This is a genomic window from Streptosporangium sandarakinum, assembly GCF_050942225.1.
In the GTDB taxonomy this organism is placed as follows: domain Bacteria; phylum Actinomycetota; class Actinomycetes; order Streptosporangiales; family Streptosporangiaceae; genus Streptosporangium; species Streptosporangium nondiastaticum.
In genome coordinates this window covers 4,964,231-4,984,914 of record NZ_CP192034.1, presented here as the reverse complement: position 1 = coordinate 4,984,914, position 20,684 = coordinate 4,964,231, and the positions used below count along the sequence as shown (strand labels likewise).

The 20,684-nt window shown below is 72.0% G+C and carries 17 protein-coding genes; 12 read left to right on the top strand and 5 right to left on the bottom strand.

All coding sequences use genetic code 11. The features are described 5' to 3' along the window. Positions 1 to 4 precede the first annotated feature (4 nt). The 4 genes from prcA (at position 5) to ACQP10_RS23365 (ending at position 4,135) form a co-directional block, all read left to right on the top strand. Positions 5 to 820: a proteasome subunit alpha gene (prcA, locus tag ACQP10_RS23380; protein ID WP_386150844.1), complete on the top strand. Its 816-nt coding sequence runs from the start codon at positions 5 to 7 to the stop codon at positions 818 to 820. Between the two features lie 116 nt (positions 821 to 936). Next, positions 937 to 1,482: a hypothetical protein gene (locus ACQP10_RS23375; protein WP_433539711.1), complete on the top strand. Its 546-nt coding sequence runs from the start codon at positions 937 to 939 to the stop codon at positions 1,480 to 1,482. Positions 1,483 to 1,727: 245 nt separating this feature from the next. After that, positions 1,728 to 3,086 carry a Pup--protein ligase gene (pafA, locus tag ACQP10_RS23370; protein ID WP_346022469.1) on the top strand — a complete coding sequence of 453 codons (1,359 nt, stop codon included), beginning with the start codon at positions 1,728 to 1,730 and terminating at the stop codon, positions 3,084 to 3,086. Between the two features lie 95 nt (positions 3,087 to 3,181). Next, on the top strand, positions 3,182 to 4,135 hold the full coding sequence (locus ACQP10_RS23365) for an FKBP-type peptidyl-prolyl cis-trans isomerase (RefSeq protein ID WP_179828161.1): 954 nt from the start codon (positions 3,182 to 3,184) through the stop codon (positions 4,133 to 4,135). Positions 4,136 to 4,379: 244 nt separating this feature from the next. Here the strand turns inward: ACQP10_RS23365 and ACQP10_RS23360 are convergent, their stop codons facing one another. The 4 genes from ACQP10_RS23360 to ACQP10_RS23345 form a co-directional block, all read right to left on the bottom strand. Further along, positions 4,380 to 6,473 (bottom strand): ThuA domain-containing protein, encoded by a 2,094-nt coding sequence (locus ACQP10_RS23360; protein WP_433539710.1) that lies wholly within the window; start codon positions 6,471 to 6,473, stop codon positions 4,380 to 4,382. A gap of 83 nt (positions 6,474 to 6,556) precedes the next feature. Further along, the gene (locus tag ACQP10_RS23355) at positions 6,557 to 9,370 is read right to left on the bottom strand and encodes a carbohydrate-binding protein (protein ID WP_433539709.1); all 2,814 of its coding nucleotides are present in this window, start codon (positions 9,368 to 9,370) and stop codon (positions 6,557 to 6,559) included. 268 nt (positions 9,371 to 9,638) lie between these two features. Beyond that, complete coding sequence (locus ACQP10_RS23350; protein ID WP_346022466.1) at positions 9,639 to 9,764, bottom strand: hypothetical protein; 126 nt, start codon at positions 9,762 to 9,764, stop codon at positions 9,639 to 9,641. A gap of 341 nt (positions 9,765 to 10,105) precedes the next feature. After that, positions 10,106 to 11,251 (bottom strand): DUF3866 family protein, encoded by a 1,146-nt coding sequence (locus ACQP10_RS23345; protein WP_433539708.1) that lies wholly within the window; start codon positions 11,249 to 11,251, stop codon positions 10,106 to 10,108. Between the two features lie 39 nt (positions 11,252 to 11,290). Between ACQP10_RS23345 and ACQP10_RS23340 the strand changes: the two genes are divergently transcribed. The 8 genes from ACQP10_RS23340 (at position 11,291) to ACQP10_RS23305 (ending at position 19,050) form a co-directional block, all read left to right on the top strand. Next, on the top strand, positions 11,291 to 12,250 hold the full coding sequence (locus ACQP10_RS23340) for a helix-turn-helix transcriptional regulator (protein ID WP_179828174.1): 960 nt from the start codon (positions 11,291 to 11,293) through the stop codon (positions 12,248 to 12,250). Between the two features lie 136 nt (positions 12,251 to 12,386). After that, positions 12,387 to 13,340, top strand: a complete 954-nt coding sequence (locus ACQP10_RS23335) for a helix-turn-helix transcriptional regulator (protein WP_179828176.1) — start codon at positions 12,387 to 12,389, stop codon at positions 13,338 to 13,340. A gap of 55 nt (positions 13,341 to 13,395) precedes the next feature. Next, positions 13,396 to 13,605 (top strand): hypothetical protein, encoded by a 210-nt coding sequence (locus ACQP10_RS23330; protein WP_179828178.1) that lies wholly within the window; start codon positions 13,396 to 13,398, stop codon positions 13,603 to 13,605. Between the two features lie 65 nt (positions 13,606 to 13,670). Further along, positions 13,671 to 13,985 (top strand): Sec-independent protein translocase subunit TatA, encoded by a 315-nt coding sequence (gene tatA / locus ACQP10_RS23325; protein ID WP_179828180.1) that lies wholly within the window; start codon positions 13,671 to 13,673, stop codon positions 13,983 to 13,985. A gap of 56 nt (positions 13,986 to 14,041) precedes the next feature. Further along, positions 14,042 to 14,944 (top strand): twin-arginine translocase subunit TatC, encoded by a 903-nt coding sequence (gene tatC, locus ACQP10_RS23320; RefSeq protein ID WP_346022464.1) that lies wholly within the window; start codon positions 14,042 to 14,044, stop codon positions 14,942 to 14,944. 17 nt (positions 14,945 to 14,961) lie between these two features. After that, positions 14,962 to 15,837: a diacylglycerol kinase gene (locus ACQP10_RS23315; protein WP_346022463.1), complete on the top strand. Its 876-nt coding sequence runs from the start codon at positions 14,962 to 14,964 to the stop codon at positions 15,835 to 15,837. 60 nt (positions 15,838 to 15,897) lie between these two features. Then, a complete protein-coding gene (locus ACQP10_RS23310; RefSeq protein WP_346022462.1) occupies positions 15,898 to 18,627 on the top strand; it encodes a DEAD/DEAH box helicase in 2,730 nt (909 codons plus the stop codon). 255 nt (positions 18,628 to 18,882) lie between these two features. Then, complete coding sequence (locus tag ACQP10_RS23305) at positions 18,883 to 19,050, top strand: hypothetical protein (RefSeq protein WP_346022461.1); 168 nt, start codon at positions 18,883 to 18,885, stop codon at positions 19,048 to 19,050. A gap of 117 nt (positions 19,051 to 19,167) precedes the next feature. On the opposite strand, the gene ACQP10_RS23300 is transcribed toward ACQP10_RS23305, so the two are convergent. Then, on the bottom strand, positions 19,168 to 20,574 hold the full coding sequence (locus tag ACQP10_RS23300) for an RNB domain-containing ribonuclease (RefSeq protein ID WP_399501357.1): 1,407 nt from the start codon (positions 20,572 to 20,574) through the stop codon (positions 19,168 to 19,170). Positions 20,575 to 20,684: the final 110 nt, after the last annotated feature.

The following is a 20,684-nucleotide window of genomic DNA, read 5'->3' as shown; positions in this document are numbered from 1 at the left end:
GCAGGTGTCCATACCCTTTGGATATGTCTCGCCCGAGCAGCAGATGCGGGACAAGGCGGACTACGCGCGCAAGGGCATCGCGCGAGGCCGCAGCGTCGTCGTGCTGCAGTACGAGGACGGCATCCTGTTCGTCGCCCCCAACCCCTCCCGTGCCCTGCACAAGATCAGCGAGATCTACGACCGGATCGGCTTCGCCGCGGTCGGCCGGTACAACGAGTTCGAGGCGCTGCGCCTCGGCGGGATCCGCTACGCCGACATCAACGGCTACACCTACGACCGGGAGGACGTCACCGCCCGGGGCCTGGCCAACCTCTACGCGCAGAACCTCGGCCAGATCTTCACCGAGTCGCTGAAGCCGTTCGAGGTGGAGCTCGTGGTGGCCGAGGTCGGCGACACCGCCGACGAGGACCACATCTATCGCCTCACCTTCGACGGCTCGGTGTTCGACGAGTCCGGCCTGGTGGCGATGGGCGGCCAGGCCGAGGCGGTCGCGGGCCGGCTCAAGGAGCGCTACCGCGACGGCCTGTCGCTGGCCGACGCGCTGCAGGCGGCGCTGTTCGCGCTGACCGAGCCGGGTGGCGAGCGTCCCCCCGCCGGGCAGCTGGAGGTGGCGGTGCTCGACCGCAACCGGCCGCACCGCAAGTTCCAGCGCCTGGCCGGTCCGAGGCTGGAGGCGCTGCTGGCCGGGTCGTCCGCCGGGGAAGGCGCCGCGGACGCCGGAACCGCCGAGGCCGGCGCGCCCGCCGCGCCGCAGGACGGCGGATCCCAGACGCCGCCCACCGCTCCCGAGGGGGAGATCGACACCGGCTCCGGCGGCTGACCGCACGCTCCGCGGGCGCCGCGTCCCTCCGCCGGGGGCGCGGCGCCCGCGCATTGTGACACGGATCACATCCCGGTTCGGCGAACCGGAGGCGCGGGACCGTGGTCGAAGCAGTCATGAAACGATCCGTTCTGACCGCCGCCGCCCTGTGCGCCGCCCTCGCCGCCGGTACGGCCCCCGCCCAGGCGGCCGTGATCCCCGCCCAGGCGGCCCCCGCCCAGGCGGCCGCGATCCCCCACTTCCCGGCGCCGAAGATCTTCGGGACGACGTTCCAGTCCGACCCCGGCCACGACTTCACCAAGCGCATCAGCCCCCGCAAGGACGGCATCCTGCGCGGCTGGATCACCCACGTGTCCGGCGGGGAGGCCGAGTACGAGCCGATCAAGTGGGTGCGGGACAAGTACACCGAGGGCCACTTCGAGGGCCCGCCGGAGGGCAACGCCACCGCCTACAGCTCGCCCGTGGCCGGGAACGTGGTCTACCTGAGCGCCTTCGGCTGCTCGTCGCGAATGGCGAACATGACCGTCGACAGGCGCGGCCTGGGCGCCAAGCGCTGCTCCCGCGCGACGCTGCTGAAGCGGGCCGCGAAGATGCAGCGCCCGGCGCTGATCACCGTCTACCGCGGCCGGATCGTCAAGCTGCACGAGATCTACACCCCCTGACCCCCCTCACCCCTCCTCGCCGGTCCTGCGCGCCGCCGGGGACCCACGCCGCGGCCCGCGCCCGGGGACGTCCCCGGGCGCGGGCCGCGGCGTGCCGGGCCGAGGTCCCCTGTCCGGCCGGGATCCGTGCGCCCGGCCGGGGCCCGCGCGTGCTTAGCCGAGCACCGCGCCGGGCATAAGCCGTAGGACCGAAAACCCCCCACTGATCCCTCCCGCGGGAGGGGTTCGGCGAATAGTGTGAGGCAATGGACCGTCGCATCTTCGGACTTGAGAACGAATACGGGGTCACCTGCACGTTCAGGGGACAGCGGCGGCTGTCGCCCGACGAGGTCGCGCGTTACCTTTTCCGCCGCGTCGTCTCCTGGGGCCGATCGAGCAACGTCTTCCTGCGCAACGGCGCCCGTCTCTACCTCGACGTCGGCAGCCATCCCGAGTACGCCACCCCCGAGTGCGACAGCGTCGTGGAGCTCGTCACCCACGACAAGGCGGGGGAGCGCATCCTGGAGGGCCTGCTGGTCGACGCCGAGAAGAGGCTCCGCGAGGAGGGCATCGCCGGCGACATCTACCTCTTCAAGAACAACACCGACTCGGCGGGCAACTCCTACGGTTGCCACGAGAACTACCTGGTGGGCCGGCACGGCGAGTTCGGCCGCCTGGCCGACGTGCTGATCCCCTTCCTGGTCACCCGGCAGATCATCTGCGGCGCGGGGAAGGTGCTGCAGACCCCCCGGGGCGCCGTCTACTGCGTCTCCCAGCGGGCCGAGCACATCTGGGAGGGCGTCTCCAGCGCGACCACCCGCTCGCGGCCCATCATCAACACCCGCGACGAGCCGCACGCCGACGCCGAGCGGTTCCGCCGGCTGCACGTCATCGTCGGCGACTCCAACATGAGCGAGACGACCATGCTGCTCAAGGTCGGCGCGACCGACCTGGTGCTGCGCATGATCGAGGCCGGCACGGTGATGCGCGACCTGTCATTGGAGAACCCCATCCGGGCCATCCGGGAGGTCTCCCACGACATGACCGGGCGGCGGCGGGTCAGGCTGGCCAACGGCAGGGAGGCGTCCTCGCTGGAGATCCAGCAGGAATACCTCGCCAAGGCCCGCGACTTCGTCGACCGCCGCGGCGGTGACGAGATCAGCGAGCGGGTGCTGGAGCTGTGGGAGCGCACCCTCAACGCCGTCGACACCGGCAACCTCGACCTGGTCTCCCGCGAGATCGACTGGGTGACGAAATACCAGCTCATCGAGCGGTACCGCGAGAAGTACGATCTGCCGCTGTCGAGCCCCCGGGTCGCCCAGCTGGACCTGGCCTACCACGACGTGCACCGTCGCCGCGGCCTGTACTACCTGCTGCAGCGGCGCGGCTCGGTGGAGCGGGTGACCAGCGACCTGAAGATCTTCGAGGCCAAGTCGGTGCCGCCGCAGACCACCCGGGCGCGGCTGCGCGGGGAGTTCATCCGCCGGGCGCAGGAGAAGCGGCGCGACTTCACCGTCGACTGGGTGCATCTGAAGCTCAACGACCAGGCGCAGCGCACCGTGCTGTGCAAGGATCCCTTCCGCAGCGTGGACGAGAGGGTGGAGAAGCTCATCGCCGGAATGTGATGGTCATGCTTCGGCAAGGCGACCGATGATTTATCGCGACCCTATGTCAAGGCGAGTAGTGTGACGCGAACCTGACGTCTGCCTGAGGGATATCTATGCGTCGCCGCAGCCTGGCCGTACTGGCCGCCCTGCCCCTGATGTTCGCCGCGGCCTGTGGGTCCGGTGATGGCACCGCCACCGCGAACTCCGCCAACCCGAGCGGCGAGGCGGTCTCGGCGCTGAAGGTCACCGGCGCGCCCAACGCCAAGCCGGCCGTGGCCTTCCCCGCCAAGGTCGCCGAGACCTCCTCCTACCAGGTGATCACCCCCGGTACGGCCGGCGCCCCGGCCCAGAAGGGGTCGAACGTGGTCGCCAACTTCACCGTCTACACCTGGGACGGCAAGACCAACAAGATGATCGGCTCGACCTATGACGAGGGCGGGCCGCAGCTGATCACGCTCAACGAGCAGGTCCCGGAGATCCTCCGCAAGGGCTTCGCCGAGACCAAGGACGGCGGCCGCTTCCTGTCCGTCGTCGCCAAGGACTCGCTGCCCGCCGAGCAGCAGCAGCAGGCCCCCGCCGGGCAGTCGCAGGTCTTCGTGATCGACGTGGTGGGCGTGCCCAAGGACAAGGCGGTCCAGGGCAAGGCCACCGACGCCGGAATCAAGGGCATCAAGCTGGAGAACCCCGGCGGCGACGCCGCGCCGAAGCTGGACACCAAGACCAAGGAGAAGGCGCCCAAGGACCTCGTCGCCAAGACGGTGATCAAGGGGTCGGGCCCGGCGGTCAAGGCCGGCCAGTCGATCCTGGTCCAGTACGTCGGCAAGATCTGGGGCTCGGGCGTCGAGTTCGACAGCAGCTGGGGGCGCGGCGGCCAGCCGATCATGTTCCAGATCGGCACCGGCAAGGTCATCAAGGGCTGGGACCAGGGCCTGGTGGGCGTCCCGGTCGGCAGCCGGGTGCTGCTGAGCATCCCGCCGAGCCTCGGCTACGGCGAGCAGGGCTCCGGCGACAAGATCAAGGGCACCGACACCCTGGTCTTCGCGGTGGACGTCCTCGGCGCCTACTGAGGCCGCTTCCGGACCCGTCCACGATCCGTTCCCCGTGCCGGGGCCGCCAGAGCGGCCCCGGCACGGGTTTTCGGGACAGAGCCTGAAATCCCGCGGTGAGCGGCGATGATCTCGGCGTGGTCGCGATCCCGCGGGTGAACCGCCGGAGCCGGGACGGTGGCCGGCCCCGGAAGAACGGACCCGGCGCCCGCGTGGGGTGCGGGCGCCGGGTGTTGCGGTCAGGTCGGGTGGCCGGTGCCGTGGGTCAGGGCAGGGTCCATTTCTGGTTGGGTGCGCCGGTGCAGGTCCACAGGGTGACCGGGGTGGCGTCGGCGGGGTTGGCGCCGGTGACGTCGAGGCATTTGCCGGACTGGGGGTTCTTCAGGGTTCCGTCGGGTTGTGGTGTCCAGTTCTGGGCGGCGGTGTTGTTGCAGGTGTAGAGCTGGATCTTCGTTCCCTCGGTGGTGGCGCCGCCGGCGACGTCGAGGCATTTGCCCAGGGCCTTGAGTTGCTGTCCGGAGACCGTCCAGTTCTGGGCGGCGGTGTTGTTGCAGGTGTAGAGCTGGACTTTCGTTCCGTCGGCGGGGTTGGCACCGGCGATGTCGAGGCACTTGCCGGCCAGGCCCTTCACCGGACCCGTGCCCGTGGGCGAGCCGCCGGACTTGACGAAGGTGAAGTCGTCGACGTCGAAGAGACCGCCGCCGGTACCGGTGTAGGTGAGGTAGACGTCGGCGCTGCCGGCGGGGACACCGGTGAGCGGGGTGCTGACGGTCGCGAAGGCGTCCCAGCCGCCGGTGTTCGGCACGTTCACGGTGCCCAGCACGGTGCCGGTCGGGGAGCCGGTGCGGATCTGGATCTGGCCGCCGGGCCCGCCCGAGACGACGCGGGCGCGGAACGAGGTGGCGCCGCCGACGTCGACACCGGTGTAGCCGGACCAGTCGCCCGGATCGATGTAGCCGAGCGTCTGGCCGTTGTTGGCGCCGGCCTTGGCGAACGGCTGCGCGCCGTTCACGGAGCTGTAGGACTCGGCCTGCGTGGTCACGTCGTTGGTGGCCGAGGTCTCCTTGACGCGGATGTTGCGGAAGGCGACCTGGTCGGCGCCGCCGTGGTTCTGGATGCCGATGTAGCCGTCGAGGCCGCGGTTCGGGTCGGAGTTGGTGAAGTCGTTGATGAGCGAGCCGTTGAGGTAGACCCGGAGCCGCTGACCCTCGACGAGGATCTCGTAGGTGTTCCATTCCCCGGGCGGGTTGAGCGCGGCGTCGCGTGCGGCGATGTCGGCGGCCTTGAAACCGTAGATCGCCCCCGTGGTGCGATCCGGGGTGTCGGTGGCGTCGATCTGGATCTCGTACCCCTGGTCGACCGCGACGTCCGGGTCGCCGCCGGGGTCGGGGAACCCGACGAAGATGCCGGAGTTGCTGTCGCCGGTGAGCCGGAAGTCGGCCTTGAGGGAGTACGAGGTGTACTGCTTGGCGCTGTACCAGAAAAGCCCCATGCCGCCGGTCGAGGAGAGCGTCGCGTCGGCTTCGGTGAAGCCGCCGGGCCCGGACTGCCTCCAGCCGGTCGTGGACCCGTCGTACAGCGTGCCGTAACCGGTCTCGGGCCGGCAGTCCGCGTGCGCGCGCCTGGCCGCGTAGCGGATGCCGCCCAGCAGTCCGGTGCGGAAGTCGGCCTGCGCGTAGGACTCCTTGGTGTGCCCGAACCCGGTGTAGAAGGACCGTCCGGTGCCGACGCCCTTGCACCAGGTGATCGGGTGGTCGGCGCCCATCGTGCCGCCGGAGTAGGACGACTCGTCGAGGGTGGCCAGGACGCGGGCGGAGCCACGCGGGTTGGTCCGGTAGTTGTACAGCTCGTCGGTGCGGGTCCAGGTCCGCGGCAGGTGCGCCGTGGCCGGGTGGGCACGGTTCTCGGTCCTGGAGGCGGCCTGCTGGATGGCCGGGTGGCTGGCGAACCAGGCGCCGACGAGCTGTCCGTAGAAGGGCCAGTCGTATTCGGTGTCGGCGGCGGAGTGCACGCCCACGTAGCCGCCGCCGCCGCGGACGTAGGACTCGAACGCGCTCTGCTGGGCGTCGCCGAGCACGTCGCCGGTGGTGAGCAGGAACACGACGGCCTCGTACCTGGCGAGGTTGGCGGTGGTGAACGCGGCGGCGTCCTCGGTGGCGGTGACGGTGAACCCGCCGGCCGCCCCCAGATCCTTGATCGCCTGGACTCCGGCGGGGATGGCGTCATGCCGGAATCCGGCGGTCTTGGAGAAGACGAGGACGTCGTACGGCGCGTCGGCGGCGCCGGCCGGAGGTGAGGCGTAGAGCATGCAGGCGGCGAGGGTGGCGGCGGTGCCGAGGCCCGCGAGGATTCTGCGCATGGTCCCTCTCTTCGAAGGGCCGGCGCCCGCGTGGGGTGCGGGCGCCGGGTGTTGCGGTCAGGTCGGGTGGCCGGTGCCGTGGGTCAGGGCAGGGTCCATTTCTGGTTGGGTGCGCCGGTGCAGGTCCACAGGGTGACCGGGGTGGCGTCGGCGGGGTTGGCGCCGGTGACGTCGAGGCATTTGCCGGACTGGGGGTTCTTCAGGGTTCCGTCGGGTTGTGGTGTCCAGTTCTGGGCGGCGGTGTTGTTGCAGGTGTAGAGCTGGATCTTCGTTCCCTCGGTGGTGGCGCCGCCGGCGACGTCGAGGCATTTGCCCAGGGCCTTGAGTTGCTGTCCGGAGACCGTCCAGTTCTGGGCGGCGGTGTTGTTGCAGGTGTAGAGCTGGACTTTCGTTCCGTCAGCGGGGTTGGCGCCGGCGACGTCGAGGCACTTGCCGGCCAGACCCTTCACCGGACCCGTGCCGCCGCCGGTGGCGAGGGTGAAGGAGTCCAGGTCGAACAGCGCGGCGGTCGTCGATCCGGCGAAGGTGAGGTAGAGCGACGTGGTGCCCGCGGGGGCGCCGGTGATGGAGCCGCCGACCGTGGTGAACGTCTCCCACGAGCCGGTCACCGGAACCGTCGCCGAGCCGATGACCGGGCCGGTGGGCGAGCCGGTGCGGAACTGCAGGGTGCCGCCCGCGCCGCCGGAGGAGACCCGCGCGGTGAACGAGGTCGCGTTGCTCAGCTGGTAGGGGTCGAACGCGATCCAGTCGCCGTTGTTGATGTCGCCGACGGTCTTGCCGCCCTCGGCCTGGGTCTTGCCGATGAGGTTGACGCCGGAGGAGGTCTTGAAATGCTCGGCCTGGCGGTGCCGTGGCGCCAGGATGCTCTGCGCGTGAGTGGTCAGGCCGCCCTTGTCGGTGTACGACGCGTCGAAGATCGGGAAGATGTTGGCCGCGTCGTCGTGCTCACCGTCGACCGGGATGGTGATCGTGCCCGAGCAGCCGTTCTGCGAGGTGATCTGGTGCGCGTGCTGGTCGTGGCCGAGCACGTAGGCCATGGTGACCTTGCCGCAGTCGACCGCGCCGTCCTCGGGGTCGGTGACCGTGACGCTCCACGGCACGGCGTCACCGAAGGCGGTCAGCCGCCCGGGCGCGGGCTCGCGGATGGTCACCGTCGGCGCGGTGTTGCCCACGGTGATCGGCACACTCGCCGTGCCGGTGGCGCCCTCCGGGTCGCGGACGGTCAGGGTCGCCGTGTAGGTGCCGTTGACCGTGTACGTGTGCGAGGGGTTGGCGGCGGTGGACGTGCCGCCGTCGCCGAACGCCCACGAATGGCTCAGCGCGCCTCCCTCCGGATCCGACGAGCCGGCCGACGAGAACGTCACGGTGAGCGGCGTCGCGCCGGACGTCCTGTCCGCCTTGGCGACGGCGGTCGGGGCACGGTTGCCGCCGCCCACGTAGTCGTAGCGGTAGAGCGCCGAGTTGGCGTCGCCGTTGAAGTAACCGGTGCCGTAGTCCAGCACGTACAGGGCGCCGTCCGGGCCGAAGGCCGTGTCCATGACCTGCTTGCCGTTCCACGGGAAGTCGCCGATCGCGCCCGGGGAGCCGTCAGCATTGATCTTGATCGGCTTGATCCAGCCGCGGCCGAACTCGCCGGCGAAGAGCATGCCGTCGAACGTCTTGGGGAACTTCCCGGCCGACGGGTTGCCCGCGTCGTAGCGGTAAACCGGTCCGCCCATCGGCGACTCCGAGCCGCCGCCGAACTCGGGCGGGCTCCCCGCGTCGCCGCCGTAGCGGATCCACGCGGGGCGGGCCGGCGGCAGCTTCTGCTGTCCGGTGTTACGGAACGAGTTGTTCGCCGGGCCACCGGCGCAGTCGTACTTCGGGCCCGTGCCGTTGGTGGCGAAATTCCACTCGTTGTACGTCTCGGCGGCGGTGTTGGTACCGGTGCAGTACGGCCAGCCGTAGTTGCCCGGGCCGGTGACGCGGTCGAACTCCACCTGCCCGCTCGGCCCGCGGTCCGGGTTGGTGGCGCCCGCGTCCGGGCCGTAGTCGCCGACGTGGACCACGCCGGTGGTCTTGTCCACGCTCATCCGGAAGGGGTTGCGGAAGCCCATCGCGTAGATCTCGGGCCGCGTGTTCGCGGTGCCCGGCGGGAACAGGTTGCCGGCCGGGATGGAGTACGTCCCGTTCGCGTTCATCTTGATCCGCAGGATCTTGCCGCGCAGGTCGTTGGTGTTGCCCGCCGACCGCTGCGCGTCGTAGGCCGGGTTGCGGTCGGTCCGCTCGTCGATGGGGGAGTAGCCGGCCGAGTCGAACGGGTTGGTGTCGTCGCCGGTCGACAGGTAGAGGTTGCCGGCCGAGTCGAAGTCGATGTCGCCGCCGACGTGGCAGCACATGCCGCGATCGGCGGGCACGTCGAGGACGTCGACCCGGCTGGCCATGTCGACGGTGAAGTCGGCCTTGAGGGTGAACCGCGACAGCCGGTTCACACCGGCCCAGGTGGCCCAGTTCGCGGCCGTGCCGGTGGCCGGCGCGTCTCCCGCCGGGGTGTTCAGGGGCGGCGCGTAGTAGAGGTAGACGTACCGGTTGCTGGAGAAGCCCGGGTCCGCCGCCACGCCCTGCAGCCCCTCCTCGTCGTGCGTGTAGACGGGGATGTTCGCGATGACCGACGTCGTGCCGTCGGCGTCGGTGCGGCGCAGGGTCCCGTTGCGCGCGGTGTGCAGCACCGAGCGGTCGGGCAGCACCGAGATCGTCATCGGCTCGCCGACCTCCGCCACGCCCTTGGCGAGGGCGACCTGCTGGAAGTCGGCGGCGGCCGCGGCCGGATCGGCGGGCGCGGCGGCCGCGGCCGGTCCGGCGGGCGCGGTGACGAGGGCGGTGAGGCCTGCGGAGAGGAGGACGAGGGCGGCGGCCATTCGTCCTGGTCGATGCCGTGCTGGGGGGTGATTCATCATGGTTTCTTTCTGACGCAACGTGCCTGACGGGTCGCGTGCCCGGGTGCTCGGCGCCTCGGGCGCGGGTGGGGCCGGTTGGCCGGGGCGGCTTCCGCCGCCTGCCTGTCTGCCGGGGCCGAACCTCCTTTCCGGCGGTCGCCGCCTTGCGGGTGTGGGGCCTGGGAGCGCTCGCCGGCTCACGGCGGCTCGGGCTGCTCCTGGTCGAAGGCGAGGCCGGCTCCGGCGCCGGTCACGAGGTGTGGAAACGGCAGGCGAACGGGACCGCGGCGACCGCCCGGGCCTCCTCCGCCCGCCCGGCCGCTCCGGCGAGCCGGGCACCGGCCTGCCGGAGGGCACGGGCGTGAACCTGTCCCATGAAGCCTGTTCCGACGATCGCAGCCCGTACTTCTGCTGATCGATGGCATTTCTGGGTCATATCGCGGATGCTAAATTCGACTTATGACGAGGGTCAAGCAAAAGTTATGCCGCTGTCGCCATAACTGAATACGGAATTGCCGGAAAGAGGCAAAGGGAAGTGTTCAAATGCAAGAGGGGTGCTGAAAGCACGCCGGCATCGCGCACACGGGGACGCCGGCGATCCCGCGCGGCGGTCACGCCGGCCGCCCGAAGGCGGCCGGGGAGCTCGGCAGGGTTCCGCCTCGTGGACCGTCCCGCCCGGCCGGTCCACGGCACGGCGGAGATCCGCGGAACGGCGTTCTAGGATGCCAGGGGGCCGGTGTCCTCCCCGGTCGGCAGCGAGGCCGCGTGGCGACCGGCGGCGGCCGACGCCAGGAAATAGGGCAGGTCCTCGTCCAGGCCCCGGCCCATCGTCGACAGCCGCACCGGGCAGCCGGCGAGCGCCTCGCGCAGGCCGTCCACGGGCACCCGCACCAGCTCGTGCCGGGCCGACAGCGGCTCCGCCTGCCGGGCGACCCGCTCGCCGAACTCGCCCGGCAGCTCCGGCACGGCGACCTGGGCCGGGGCCAGGGCGACCCGTCCGTAGGCGGTCAGCGAGTGGTGGGAGACCCCGATGTGGCGCTCGCGCAGGTCGCCCTCGCTGACCCGCAGCGCCGCGACCGGCCGCCCACCCAGGACGGCGGCGGCGTTGACCGCCTCGCCGGTCGAGACGCCGGAGAAGCCCCACCGGGTGCCGGTGCCGAGGTTGCCCGGCCCCTGGGTGACGACCGCGACGTCGGCGCCCATGACGTGCCGGGCGGCGAGGAGGCCGGTGTGCAGGGTCACGGCCTCCATGTCGCCGCCGAACGCCTGGCCGACCGTGACCGTCCCGGCGAGCCAGCCGGTCTCCCTCAGCCGCGCGCACGACATGGAGAACCAGGCGGGCAGCGCGCCGCCGTCGAGCATCACGTAGACGACCCGGGGCGGCCGGGAGGGTTCCCCGCCGGTGTCCCGCGCGTCCCCGGACGGCGGCTGCGGCGGGTGCGAGCCGTACAGGCCGCACAGGATCGCCGGGAGCGCCGAGTGCAGGTCGGCGACGATCACCGGCATGCCGTCGAGCGAGTCGGCGTCGCGCAGCACATCATGGAAGGGCGAGTCCTGCTCGTCGACGCCGAGCACGGTCGCCTGCAACGGGGTGTAGCGTGCCTTCACCAGGTGTCCGGGGCCGGAAGGATCTTGCGGCAACCTGTCGGGAAGCGCCACCACCATGGCGTAACCTCCCGTACCGAGGCCCATCGCGAGCGCGGTCGTGTTGAGCAGCACCGTGTCGCCGGGTTCGGGGCGCCCCACCAGGGCGGGATAGGCGAGCGCTCGCGCGCCGCCCTCCTCGGTGGTGACGTCGAGTTCCACCGCTCCCGGCCACTCGCGCCGGACCCGCGCGACCACTCCCTTGCGCCATCTGATCACGCGGGAAGAGTAGCGTCACTTGGACAGGAAGGAGGCCCGATGTCACGCCGGAAGACCGAGCGGCTGCTGAACCTCGTCATCTGCCTGCTGGCCACTCGGCGGCCGCTCAGCGCCGACCACATCCGCCAGGCCGTGCCCGGCTACGACGCCGACAACGACGAGGCCTTCCAGCGGATGTTCGAGCGCGACAAGAACGAGCTGCGCGAGATCGGCATCCCGATCGAGGTGCACAAGGACCCCTGGGAGGAGGATCCGGGCTACCGGATCGTCCGGCAGAGCTACGAGCTGCCCGAGATCACCCTGGAGCCCGACGAGGCGGCCGTGGTGGGCCTGGCGGCCCAGGTGTGGCAGCGGGCCAGCCTGGCCGAGGCGGCCGGCAAGGCGCTGCTGAAGCTGCGCGCCGGGGGAGTGGAGACCGAGGAGGCCGGCGGGGTGCTCGGCGGCGCCCTTGAACTGCGGCTCGACACCCAGGACCCGGCGTTCCCGGCACTGTGGGAGGCCGTGCGCGACCGGCGCGCGGTCCGCTTCCCCTACCGCGCCGCCTCCAGCCAGACCGTGCTGACCCGCACGGTGGAGCCGTGGGGCGTGGTCAGCCGGCGCGGCCGCTGGTACATGGTGGGCCACGACCGTGACCGCGACGACGCGCGGGTCTTCCGGCTCAGCCGGATCACCGGGCCGGTCACCCCGATCGGCCGCCCCGGCGACGTGGTGGTGCCCGAGGGCGTCGACCTGAAGTCGATGGTCGGCTACAGCGACGCGCTGACGGTCCGGGAGCGTACCGCGCTGATCCGGGTCCGCGAGGGCGCCTGCCAGGGGCTGCGCCAGGTGGCCAAGCAGGTACGGCCGGCCTCCGGCGGGTGGGACGAGCTGGAGATCGACTTCAACGACCCCGAGCGGCTGGCCGGATGGGTGGTCGGCTTCGCGGCGGACGCCGAGGTGGTCGGGCCGCCGGACGCCCGCGACGCGGTGATCTGCAGGCTGAAGGGGGCCCTGGCGTGACGGCGCGGGGACGCGCCGCGCGGGAGCGGCGCCGTACGGCGAAGCGGGGCCTCACCGGTCTCACCGGTCTCACCGGTCTCGACGGGGAACGGCGAGTGCGCGGGCGCGGTGCCGCCGGCGCGGAACGGAGCGGGCGATGAGCACGGCCGACAGACTGCCCAGGCTGCTGGCCCTGGTGCCCTACCTGATGTCGCATCCGGGCGCGCAGGTCCCGGAGGTGGCGAAGGTCTTCGGGCTGACCGAGAAGCAGCTCATCGACGACCTGCAGCTGGTGTGGATGTGCGGGCTGCCCGGCCACACCCCGGGCGACCTGATCGACGTCTCCTGGGACGGCGGCGAGATCATCATCGACAACGCCGACACCATCGCCCGGCCGCTGCGGCTCGCCGTGGACGAGGCCAGCGCGCTGCTGGTGGCCCTGCGGATGCTCGCCGAGCTGCCGGAGTTCGGCGACCGCGACGCCCTGTCGCGGGTCATCGCCAAGCTGGAGCGGGCCGCGGGGGAGGCCGCCGCGGTGGTCAGCAGCCAGGTCGCGGTGGAGGTGGACGCCGCCCCGGACGCGCTGCCCACGGTCAACGAGGCGCTGCGCCGCCGCCGGCGGCTGTCGCTGCGCTACTACGTGCCGGGCCGCGACGAGATCACCCCGCGCGAGGTCGACCCGATGCGGCTGGTCATGGTGGACGGCCGCTCCTACCTGTCGGGCTGGTGTTACCGCGCCGAGGCGGTGCGGCTGTTCCGGCTGGACCGGATGCTCACCGTGGACGTGCTGGACGTGCCCGCCGACCCGCCGGCCGGGGCCGAGCCCGGCGAGGTGACGCCCGGGGTGTTCCGGCCCTCTCCCACCGACGAGATGGTGGAGCTGGAGCTGACCCCCGCCGGGCGCTGGGTCGCCGAGTACTACCCGTGCGAGGAGGTCACCGAGCTCGGCGAGGGCCGGCTGCGGGTGGCGCTGCGCGCGCGCGACCAGGGCTGGCTGGTACGGCTGGCACTGCGGCTGGGCGACACGGGCCGGGTGCTGTCGCCCGCGTCGCTGGCCGCGAGCGTCCGGGAGGCCGCCGCGTCGGCCCTCAAACTGTACGAAAGCGTATAAAGTTAGTGAACATTCCAAAACTATCCTTTGACCGTCGGCGGTAGGATCGGCCGGTATGAACTGGATCTTCGCGGGGGCGGGGCTGGCCCTCGCCGGGCTGACGGTGCTCGCCGTACTCGGCCTTCGCGTGCTGGTCGCGGCCCGTGAGCTGGGCCGGGAGGTCGACCGGGCCCACCGCCGGATCGAGCCGGCCCGGGCGCTGCTCGCCGAGCGGGCCGCCGAGGCGCGGCTTTCGGCGGCCGGCCGGACTCCGCCGAGGGGATGAGTCTGTCACCCGGGCAGCGTACGATCGGGGGCAGAGACCGCACGTCGCTCACGTAAGGATGTGTCATGGGCAGTCTGGGACCCACTGAGCTGATCATCATCGGGGTGATCCTGGTGATGCTGTTCGGCGCCAAGAAGCTGCCGGAGGCCGCCCGCGGGCTGGGCCGTTCGCTGCGCATCTTCAAGGCGGAGACCTCCAAGCTCCGCGATGACGACGAGGCCCCGGCCGCCACCGTCCAGCCGCAGCCTCAGCAGCCCGCTCCGGCCCCGGCTCCGCAGCAGATCGCCCCGGCGCCCGCGCAGTCCGTCGAGGAGCAGGCCCGCGCCCTGGAGGAGCAGGCCGCCCGCCTGCGCGCCCAGGCCGCCTCCAAGCCGCAGTAGGCCCCAACTGCAGTAGGCGCGACAAACCACCACATCTCTCGGACCGGGATTCGTCAATGGCGCTGCTGAAATGGCCCAAGCCGGGGCAGAACCGGTCGGTCCCGTCCGAGGACGCGGCCGAGGGGCGCATGCCGCTCATGGACCATCTCCGTGAGCTGCGCAACCGGCTGATCATCGCGTTGCTCGGCCTGGTGGCCGGGATCATCATCGGGCTCGTCTTCTTCGACCCGATCTGGGCGTTCATCACGAAGCCCTACTGCAACCTGCCCGCCTCGCAGGTGCTGCGCAAGGGCGAGTGCACGTTCGCCATCCGCGGGGTGTTCGAGGCGTTCTTCGTCAACCTGAAGGTCGCCGCGCTCTTCGCGGTGGTCGTCTCCTCCCCGGTCTGGCTCTACCAGATCTGGGCGTTCGTCACCCCCGGCCTGTACCGCAACGAGAAGCGCTACTCGGCGACGTTCCTGGGCATGGCGATCCCGCTGTTCCTCGCGGGCGCCGCGCTGGCCTACGTGATCATGGACAAGGGGCTGTCGATCCTGCTGGGGTTCGCCCCGGCCAACGCCATCCCGCTGCTGGAGATGGACGACTACCTCACCTACGCGCTGGTGATGCTCATCATCTTCGGCGTCTCCTTCGAGTTGCCGCTGCTGATGGTGTTCCTCAACGTGATCGGCGTCCTGCCGCACGCCACGGTGGCCGCTCACCGCCGCATGGTGATCTTCATCATGTTCGTCTTCGCGGCGATCGCCACCCCCAGCACCGACCCGTTCTCCATGATCGCGCTAGCCCTGCCCATGGTCCTGCTGTTCGCCCTCGCCGAGGGGTTCATGTACCTGCGGGAGCGCAGGGCGGCGGCCAAGGGCGATGACTTCTCCCACCTGTCCGACGACGAGGCGTCCGCCCTGCCGGACGAGGTCTCTCCTCTCGATTCGGACACGACGGATTCCGATCCGGCGAAGTAGGGGATAAGTTCCGGTCTGTGCCCGGAGAGATCGCCCTGCTCGTCAACCCCGCCGCCCGGGGCGGCCGTTCCCGTGGCCTGCTCGCCCCGGTGCTCGACCGGCTCCGGAGCGGCGGCGCCGAGGTCTCGGTGATCCTCGGCGAGTCCGCCGACGACGCCCTGGAGCGCGCCTGCACCGCGGTCGCCGAGGCCCCCGGCGCGCTGGTCGCCTTCGGCGGCGACGGCCTGGTCCACCTGGCCGTCCAGGCGGTCGCCGGCACCGACGTCCCGCTGGGCGTCATCCCGGCCGGGACCGGCAACGACATCGCCGCCGCGCTCGGCCTGCCGACCCGCGACCCCCTGGCCGCCGCCGACACGGTGCTGCGCGGGCGGGTCCGGGTGGTCGACGCCGCCCGCGCCGGCGCGGACGAGTGGTTCGCCGGGGTGGTGGCCTGCGGCTTCGACTCGCGGGTCAACGAGCGGGCCAACCGCCTCACCTGGCCGCCCGGCATGGCCAAGTACGTCGTCGCGCTGGCCCAGGAACTGCGCTCCTTCCGGCCCATCCCGTTCCGCCTGGACCTCGACGGCGAGGTGGTCGAGCGCGAGGCGATGCTGGTCGCGGTCGGCAACACCGACTCCTACGGCGCCGGCATGCGGGTGTGCCCCGCCGCCGTCCCCGACGACGGACTGCTGGACGTGACGATCCTCGGCGCCGTCCCCCGCGGGGAGTTCCTGCGCACCTTCCCCCGGGTGTACCGCGGCACCCACGTCTCCCATCCCGCGGTCACCGTCCACCGCGCCCGGCGGGTGACGCTGGATGCCCCGGGCATCGTCGCCTACGCCGACGGCGAGCGCCTCGGCCCCATCCCGCTGACCTGCGAGATCGTTCCCGGCGCGCTGAACGTCCTGGCTTAGGGCGCCTGCCGCGGGGCACGGGCGGACCGACCGGAAACCCGGTGTCGGTAGGGTGGAGGCATGACGACCCCAGCGGAACGTTACGCTGCCTTCCGTCAGAGCCAGGCCGAAAGCGGGCCCGCGCTGACCTCGTTCCGCGGTCTGTACGACTTCGAGCTGGACGACTTCCAGCTGGACGCCTGCCGGGCCCTGGAAGCGGGCGACGGAGTCCTGGTCGCCGCCCCCACCGGCTCGGGTAAGACCGTCGTGGGTGAGTTCGCGGTCCACCTGGCCCTGAGCGAGGGCCGCAAGTGCTTCTACACCACCCCGATCAAGGCGCTGTCCAACCAGAAGTACAACGACCTGGTCCGCCGGTACGGCGCCGCCGACGTCGGCCTGCTCACCGGCGACAACAGCGTCAACGGCGACGCCCCCATCGTGGTGATGACCACCGAGGTCCTGCGCAACATGCTCTACGCCGGGTCCTCCACCCTCACCGGCCTCGGGTTCGTCGTCATGGACGAGGTGCACTACCTCGCCGACCGCTTCCGCGGCGCGGTCTGGGAAGAAGTGATCATCCACCTGCCCGAGTCGGTGCGGCTGGTCGCCCTGTCGGCCACGGTCAGCAACGCCGAGGAGTTCGGCGAGTGGATGGGCGAGGTCCGCGGTGACACCAGCGTCATCGTCGACGAGCACCGCCCGGTCCCGCTCTGGCAGCACATGCTCGTCGGCCACCGCCTGTACGACCTGTTCGTGGCCGACGAGGAGGGCCGCCGCCCGCAGGTCAACCCCGCCCTGATGCGCATCGCCCGCGACGAGGAGCGCCAGGCGTTCGGCCGGGGCCGCCGCGGCTACTCCCGGCCCCGCAGGCCCGGCCCGCCGGACCGGGCCGCGGCCATCGAGCGGCTCGACGCCGAGGGCCTGCTGCCCGCCATCACCTTCATCTTCTCCCGGGCCGGCTGTGACGCCGCCGTCGCCCAGTGCGTGTTCTCCGGCATCCGGCTCACCACCGACGCCGAGCGCCACGAGATCCGCCAGATCGTCGACGAGCGCACCGCGCACCTGCCGGACGAGGACCTCGCGGTGCTGGGCTACCTCGAGTGGCGCGACGCCCTGGAACGCGGCCTGGCCGCCCACCATGCGGGCATGCTCCCGACCTTCAAGGAGGTCGTCGAGGAGTTGTTCACCCGCAACCTCGTCAAGGCCGTCTTCGCCACCGAGACCCTCGCGCTGGGCATCAACATGCCCGCCCGCTCGGTGGTGATCGAGAAGCTCGACAAGTGGAACGGCGAGACCCACGCCGACCTGACGCCCGGCGAGTACACCCAGCTCACCGGGCGGGCCGGGCGGCGCGGCATCGACGTCGAGGGCCACGCGGTGGTCCAGTGGCAGCCGGGCACCGACCCGCTGCAGGTCGCGGGCCTGGCCAGCACCCGGACCTATCCGCTGCGCTCCAGTTTCCGCCCCTCCTACAACATGGCGGTCAACCTGGTCGGCCAGGTCGGCCGGGAACGCGCCAGGTCCCTGCTGGAGTCGTCCTTCGCGCAGTTCCAGGCCGACCGGGCCGTGGTCGGCATCGCCAAGCAGCTCCGCCGCCACGAGGAGGCGCTGGAGGGCTACCGCAAGGCGATGACGTGCCACCTCGGCGACTTCGAGGAGTACGCCGCGCTGCGCAGGGCGCTGTCGGACCGCGAGTCCGAGCTGTCGCGGCAGCGCGGCGCCGCCCGCCGGGCGCAGGCGCTGCGCTCGCTGGAGGCGCTGCGGCCCGGCGACATCATCCGCGTCCCCGGCGGGCGGCGGGCCGGCCTGGCGCTCGTCCTCGACCCGGGCCTCAACTCCCGCGGTGACGGTCCCTCCCCGCTGGTGCTGACCATCGGCAAGCAGGTCAAGAAGTTGTCGCCGGCCGACTTCCCGATGCCGGTGGAGCCGGTCGAGCGGCTGCGCATCCCCAAGGGCTTCAACTCCCGCTCGCCCAAGGACCGCGCCAACCTCGTCTCCTCGATGCACGCCAAGCTCGGCGACCGCGACTTCGGCAAGCCGCCCAGGGTGCGCGACCACGCCGCCGAGGACGAGGAGATCGCGCGCCTGCGCAAGGAGATCCGCCGGCATCCCTGCCACGGCTGCGACGAGCGCGAGGACCACGCCCGCTGGGCCGAGCGCTACTACAAGCTGCTGCGTGAGACGGACGGTCTGCGCCGCCGCGTCGAGGGCCGCTCCCACGTCATCGCCCGCACCTTCGACAAGGTCTGCGGGGTGCTGGACCAGCTCGGCTACCTCGAAGGCGAGCATGTCACCGCCGAGGGCCGCCGGCTGGGCCGCCTCTACACCGAGCTGGACCTCCTCACGGCCGAGTCGCTGCGCGCGGGCATCTGGGAGAACCTCGACCCGGCCGAGCTGGCCGCCTGCGTCTCCGCGCTGGTCTTCGAGTCCCGGCAGGCCGACGAGGGCCGCCAGCCCAGGCTCCCCGGGGGCGAGGCGCAGCAGGCGCTGACCGACATGATCCGCCTGTGGGCCGAGCTGGAGGCCATCGAGGGCGACCACGGCCTGTCCTTCCTCCGGGAGCCCGACGCCGGGTTCGCCTGGGCGGCGTTCCGCTGGGCGCGGGGCCACAACCTCGACGCCGTGCTGGGCGACGGCATCGGCGGCTCCGAGCTGGCCGCGGGCGACTTCGTCCGCTGGACCAAGCAACTGCTGGACCTGCTCGGCCAGATCGCCGAGGCGGCCCCGGCGAACAGTAAGGTCAAGCAGACGGCGGGCAAGGCGATGGACGCCCTGCGGCGCGGTGTGGTGGCCTACTCCTCGGTGGGCTGACGCGGGGCCGCCGAGAACCGGCGCGGGCCGACGGCGTCAGGGTGTGGGCGTCCCGGTTCCGCGCGGGCCGGGCGCGGCGCCGCTCCGGGCCGGGAACCGGCGGCCACCGGGGCCCCGGAACCGGCAGACTGACCGCTCGGTCAATACCCCGTGACGGCCGGTGCGCGGAAAGTAGCCCCGGGGTCTGTTTCCTGGGTGATCGCCACGGAAATCCCGATATCAGGCCCCTTTGGACCCCCGCTCAGGGAGGTAACCATGTTCGCTCTCATCGCCGCAGTCCTGTTCCTCCTCGCCCTGATCTTCCAGATCGCCGGTGTCGCCGTCGGCGCCGTCGTGACCGCGGCCACGCTCGCCCTGGCAGGATTGCTCGCCGTCGCGCTGCACCTGATGGGAGTCGGCACCGGCTGGACCCTCAAGCGTTGATCGAGGACGGGCGGCCCGCGCGGGCCCCGCAGGGGCTCCGCCGCGGGAGGACCCGTCACGGCCGAAGGCCGCGCCCGGTGATCCGGGCGCGGCCTTCGTGACGCCGGGGCCACGCCACTACGCCACGCTGAACCGGACCTCCCGGGTCGCCGGGTCGGCGCGGGTCAGCCGTACCCGGACGGCCTCGCCCAGCGGCAGCCGCTCGCCGTCGCAGCGGGCCACCACCGCCGGGCCGGTGACCTGGACCACGCCGGACTGCCCGTCGTCGGCCACGTCGATCACCACCGCGTCGAACGTCTGCCCCACCCGGTCACGCAGCACGAACGCCTCCACCAGGTCCACGCAGGCACGCTCGGCGGCGCCCGCCCGCCGCCCGGTGGCCTGCATGATGTCCGGCAGCTCGCCCATGACCGCCTGGATCCCCTCCGGCACCGGCTCGCCCGCGGCGACCGCCAGGCAGATCTCGGTGGCGTAGCGGTCGACGAGCCGCCGCAGCGGCGCGGTCACGTGCGCGTACGGCGCCGCCACCGCGGCGTGCTCCGCCTGCCGGGGCGGCTCACCGTTGAAGGCGACGTACCCGGCGCCACGCAGCAGCACCGTGGACTCCCGCAGGAACGCGGCGTGCTCGGGGACCCTCGGGTCCAGGCCGTGCACCACGTCGCCGTAGGAGGCGTCCTCCGGCCAGGAAACGCCCAGAGCGGCGGCGGCCCGGCGCATCCGGGCGACCTCCTCGGCCGGCGCGGGCGGCAGCACCCGCAGCAGGCCGATCTCGGCGTCCAGCATCATCGAGGCGGCGGCCATGCCGGTCAGCAGCGAGATCTGGGCGTTCCACGTCTCGGCGTCGAGCGAGGCGCGCAGCTCCACCCGGTAGCCGTCCCCGTCGGGGACGACCTCCTGCTCGGGTGTGGGCAGGCTGATCCCGCCGCGGTCGCGCTCCAGAGCGAGGCGGAGCCGGCCGATCTCGGCCAGCAGCCGCAGCGTGCCGTCGGCGGTGCCGGTGTCCACCGCGGCCTGCACGTAGTCGTAGTCGAGCCGCTCGCGGCTGCGCACCAGCGCCCGGGTCACGTCGGCGCCCACGATGCGGCCGTCGGAGTCGAGGTCGACGCACCACAGCGCGGCCGAGCGCGTCACCCCGGGCAGCAGGCTGGCCGCGCCCTCCGACAGCACGGGCGGGTGCAGCGGCACCCGCCCGTCGGGCAGGTAGACGGTCTCGCCGCGCTCGCGGGCCTCCAGGTCGATCGCGCCGCCGGGCCGCACGAACGCCCCGACGTCGGCGACGGCGTACCAGACGCGGTAGCCGCCGGGCCGTTCCTCCAGGTGCATCGCCTGGTCCAGGTCCATGGAGCCGGGCGGGTCGATGGTGATGAACGGCAGGTCGGTGCGGTCCAGCTCCGGCAGGACGGGTGCCTGGGCCACCCATTCGGCCTCGTCGATCACGGCGAGAGGGAACTCCTCGGGAAGCTGCAGCTCCCGGCGGATCCGCTCGAAACCATCGTCGAGCCGCGGATGGGACTCTTCGGGCATCCGTATGGTTCTGGGGGACACGGGGGCCAACCTATCGTTCACCGTCGCGCCGGCCGCACCGGAGCGCGGCGCGGGCCCGGCGGAACGGCGCGGGCCGGCGGCGGGGCCGG

What these genes read in the sequence shown, in the direction of transcription:
- ACQP10_RS23335 (WP_179828176.1), top strand. Translation starts at nt 12,387, where the DNA reads ATGAGCACGGCCGACAGACTGCCCAGGCTGCTGGCCCTGGTGCCCTAC.
- tatA (WP_179828180.1), top strand. Translation starts at nt 13,671, where the DNA reads ATGGGCAGTCTGGGACCCACTGAGCTGATCATCATCGGGGTGATCCTG.
- ACQP10_RS23340 (WP_179828174.1), top strand. Translation starts at nt 11,291, where the DNA reads ATGTCACGCCGGAAGACCGAGCGGCTGCTGAACCTCGTCATCTGCCTG.
- ACQP10_RS23350 (WP_346022466.1), bottom strand. Translation starts at nt 9,764, where the DNA reads ATGGGACAGGTTCACGCCCGTGCCCTCCGGCAGGCCGGTGCCCGGCTC.
- ACQP10_RS23365 (WP_179828161.1), top strand. Translation starts at nt 3,182, where the DNA reads ATGCGTCGCCGCAGCCTGGCCGTACTGGCCGCCCTGCCCCTGATGTTC.
- tatC (WP_346022464.1), top strand. Translation starts at nt 14,042, where the DNA reads ATGGCGCTGCTGAAATGGCCCAAGCCGGGGCAGAACCGGTCGGTCCCG.
- ACQP10_RS23360 (WP_433539710.1), bottom strand. Translation starts at nt 6,473, where the DNA reads ATGCGCAGAATCCTCGCGGGCCTCGGCACCGCCGCCACCCTCGCCGCC.
- pafA (WP_346022469.1), top strand. Translation starts at nt 1,728, where the DNA reads ATGGACCGTCGCATCTTCGGACTTGAGAACGAATACGGGGTCACCTGC.
- ACQP10_RS23310 (WP_346022462.1), top strand. Translation starts at nt 15,898, where the DNA reads ATGACGACCCCAGCGGAACGTTACGCTGCCTTCCGTCAGAGCCAGGCC.
- ACQP10_RS23300 (WP_399501357.1), bottom strand. Translation starts at nt 20,574, where the DNA reads ATGCCCGAAGAGTCCCATCCGCGGCTCGACGATGGTTTCGAGCGGATC.
- ACQP10_RS23375 (WP_433539711.1), top strand. Translation starts at nt 937, where the DNA reads ATGAAACGATCCGTTCTGACCGCCGCCGCCCTGTGCGCCGCCCTCGCC.
- ACQP10_RS23330 (WP_179828178.1), top strand. Translation starts at nt 13,396, where the DNA reads ATGAACTGGATCTTCGCGGGGGCGGGGCTGGCCCTCGCCGGGCTGACG.
- ACQP10_RS23355 (WP_433539709.1), bottom strand. Translation starts at nt 9,370, where the DNA reads ATGGCCGCCGCCCTCGTCCTCCTCTCCGCAGGCCTCACCGCCCTCGTC.
- ACQP10_RS23305 (WP_346022461.1), top strand. Translation starts at nt 18,883, where the DNA reads ATGTTCGCTCTCATCGCCGCAGTCCTGTTCCTCCTCGCCCTGATCTTC.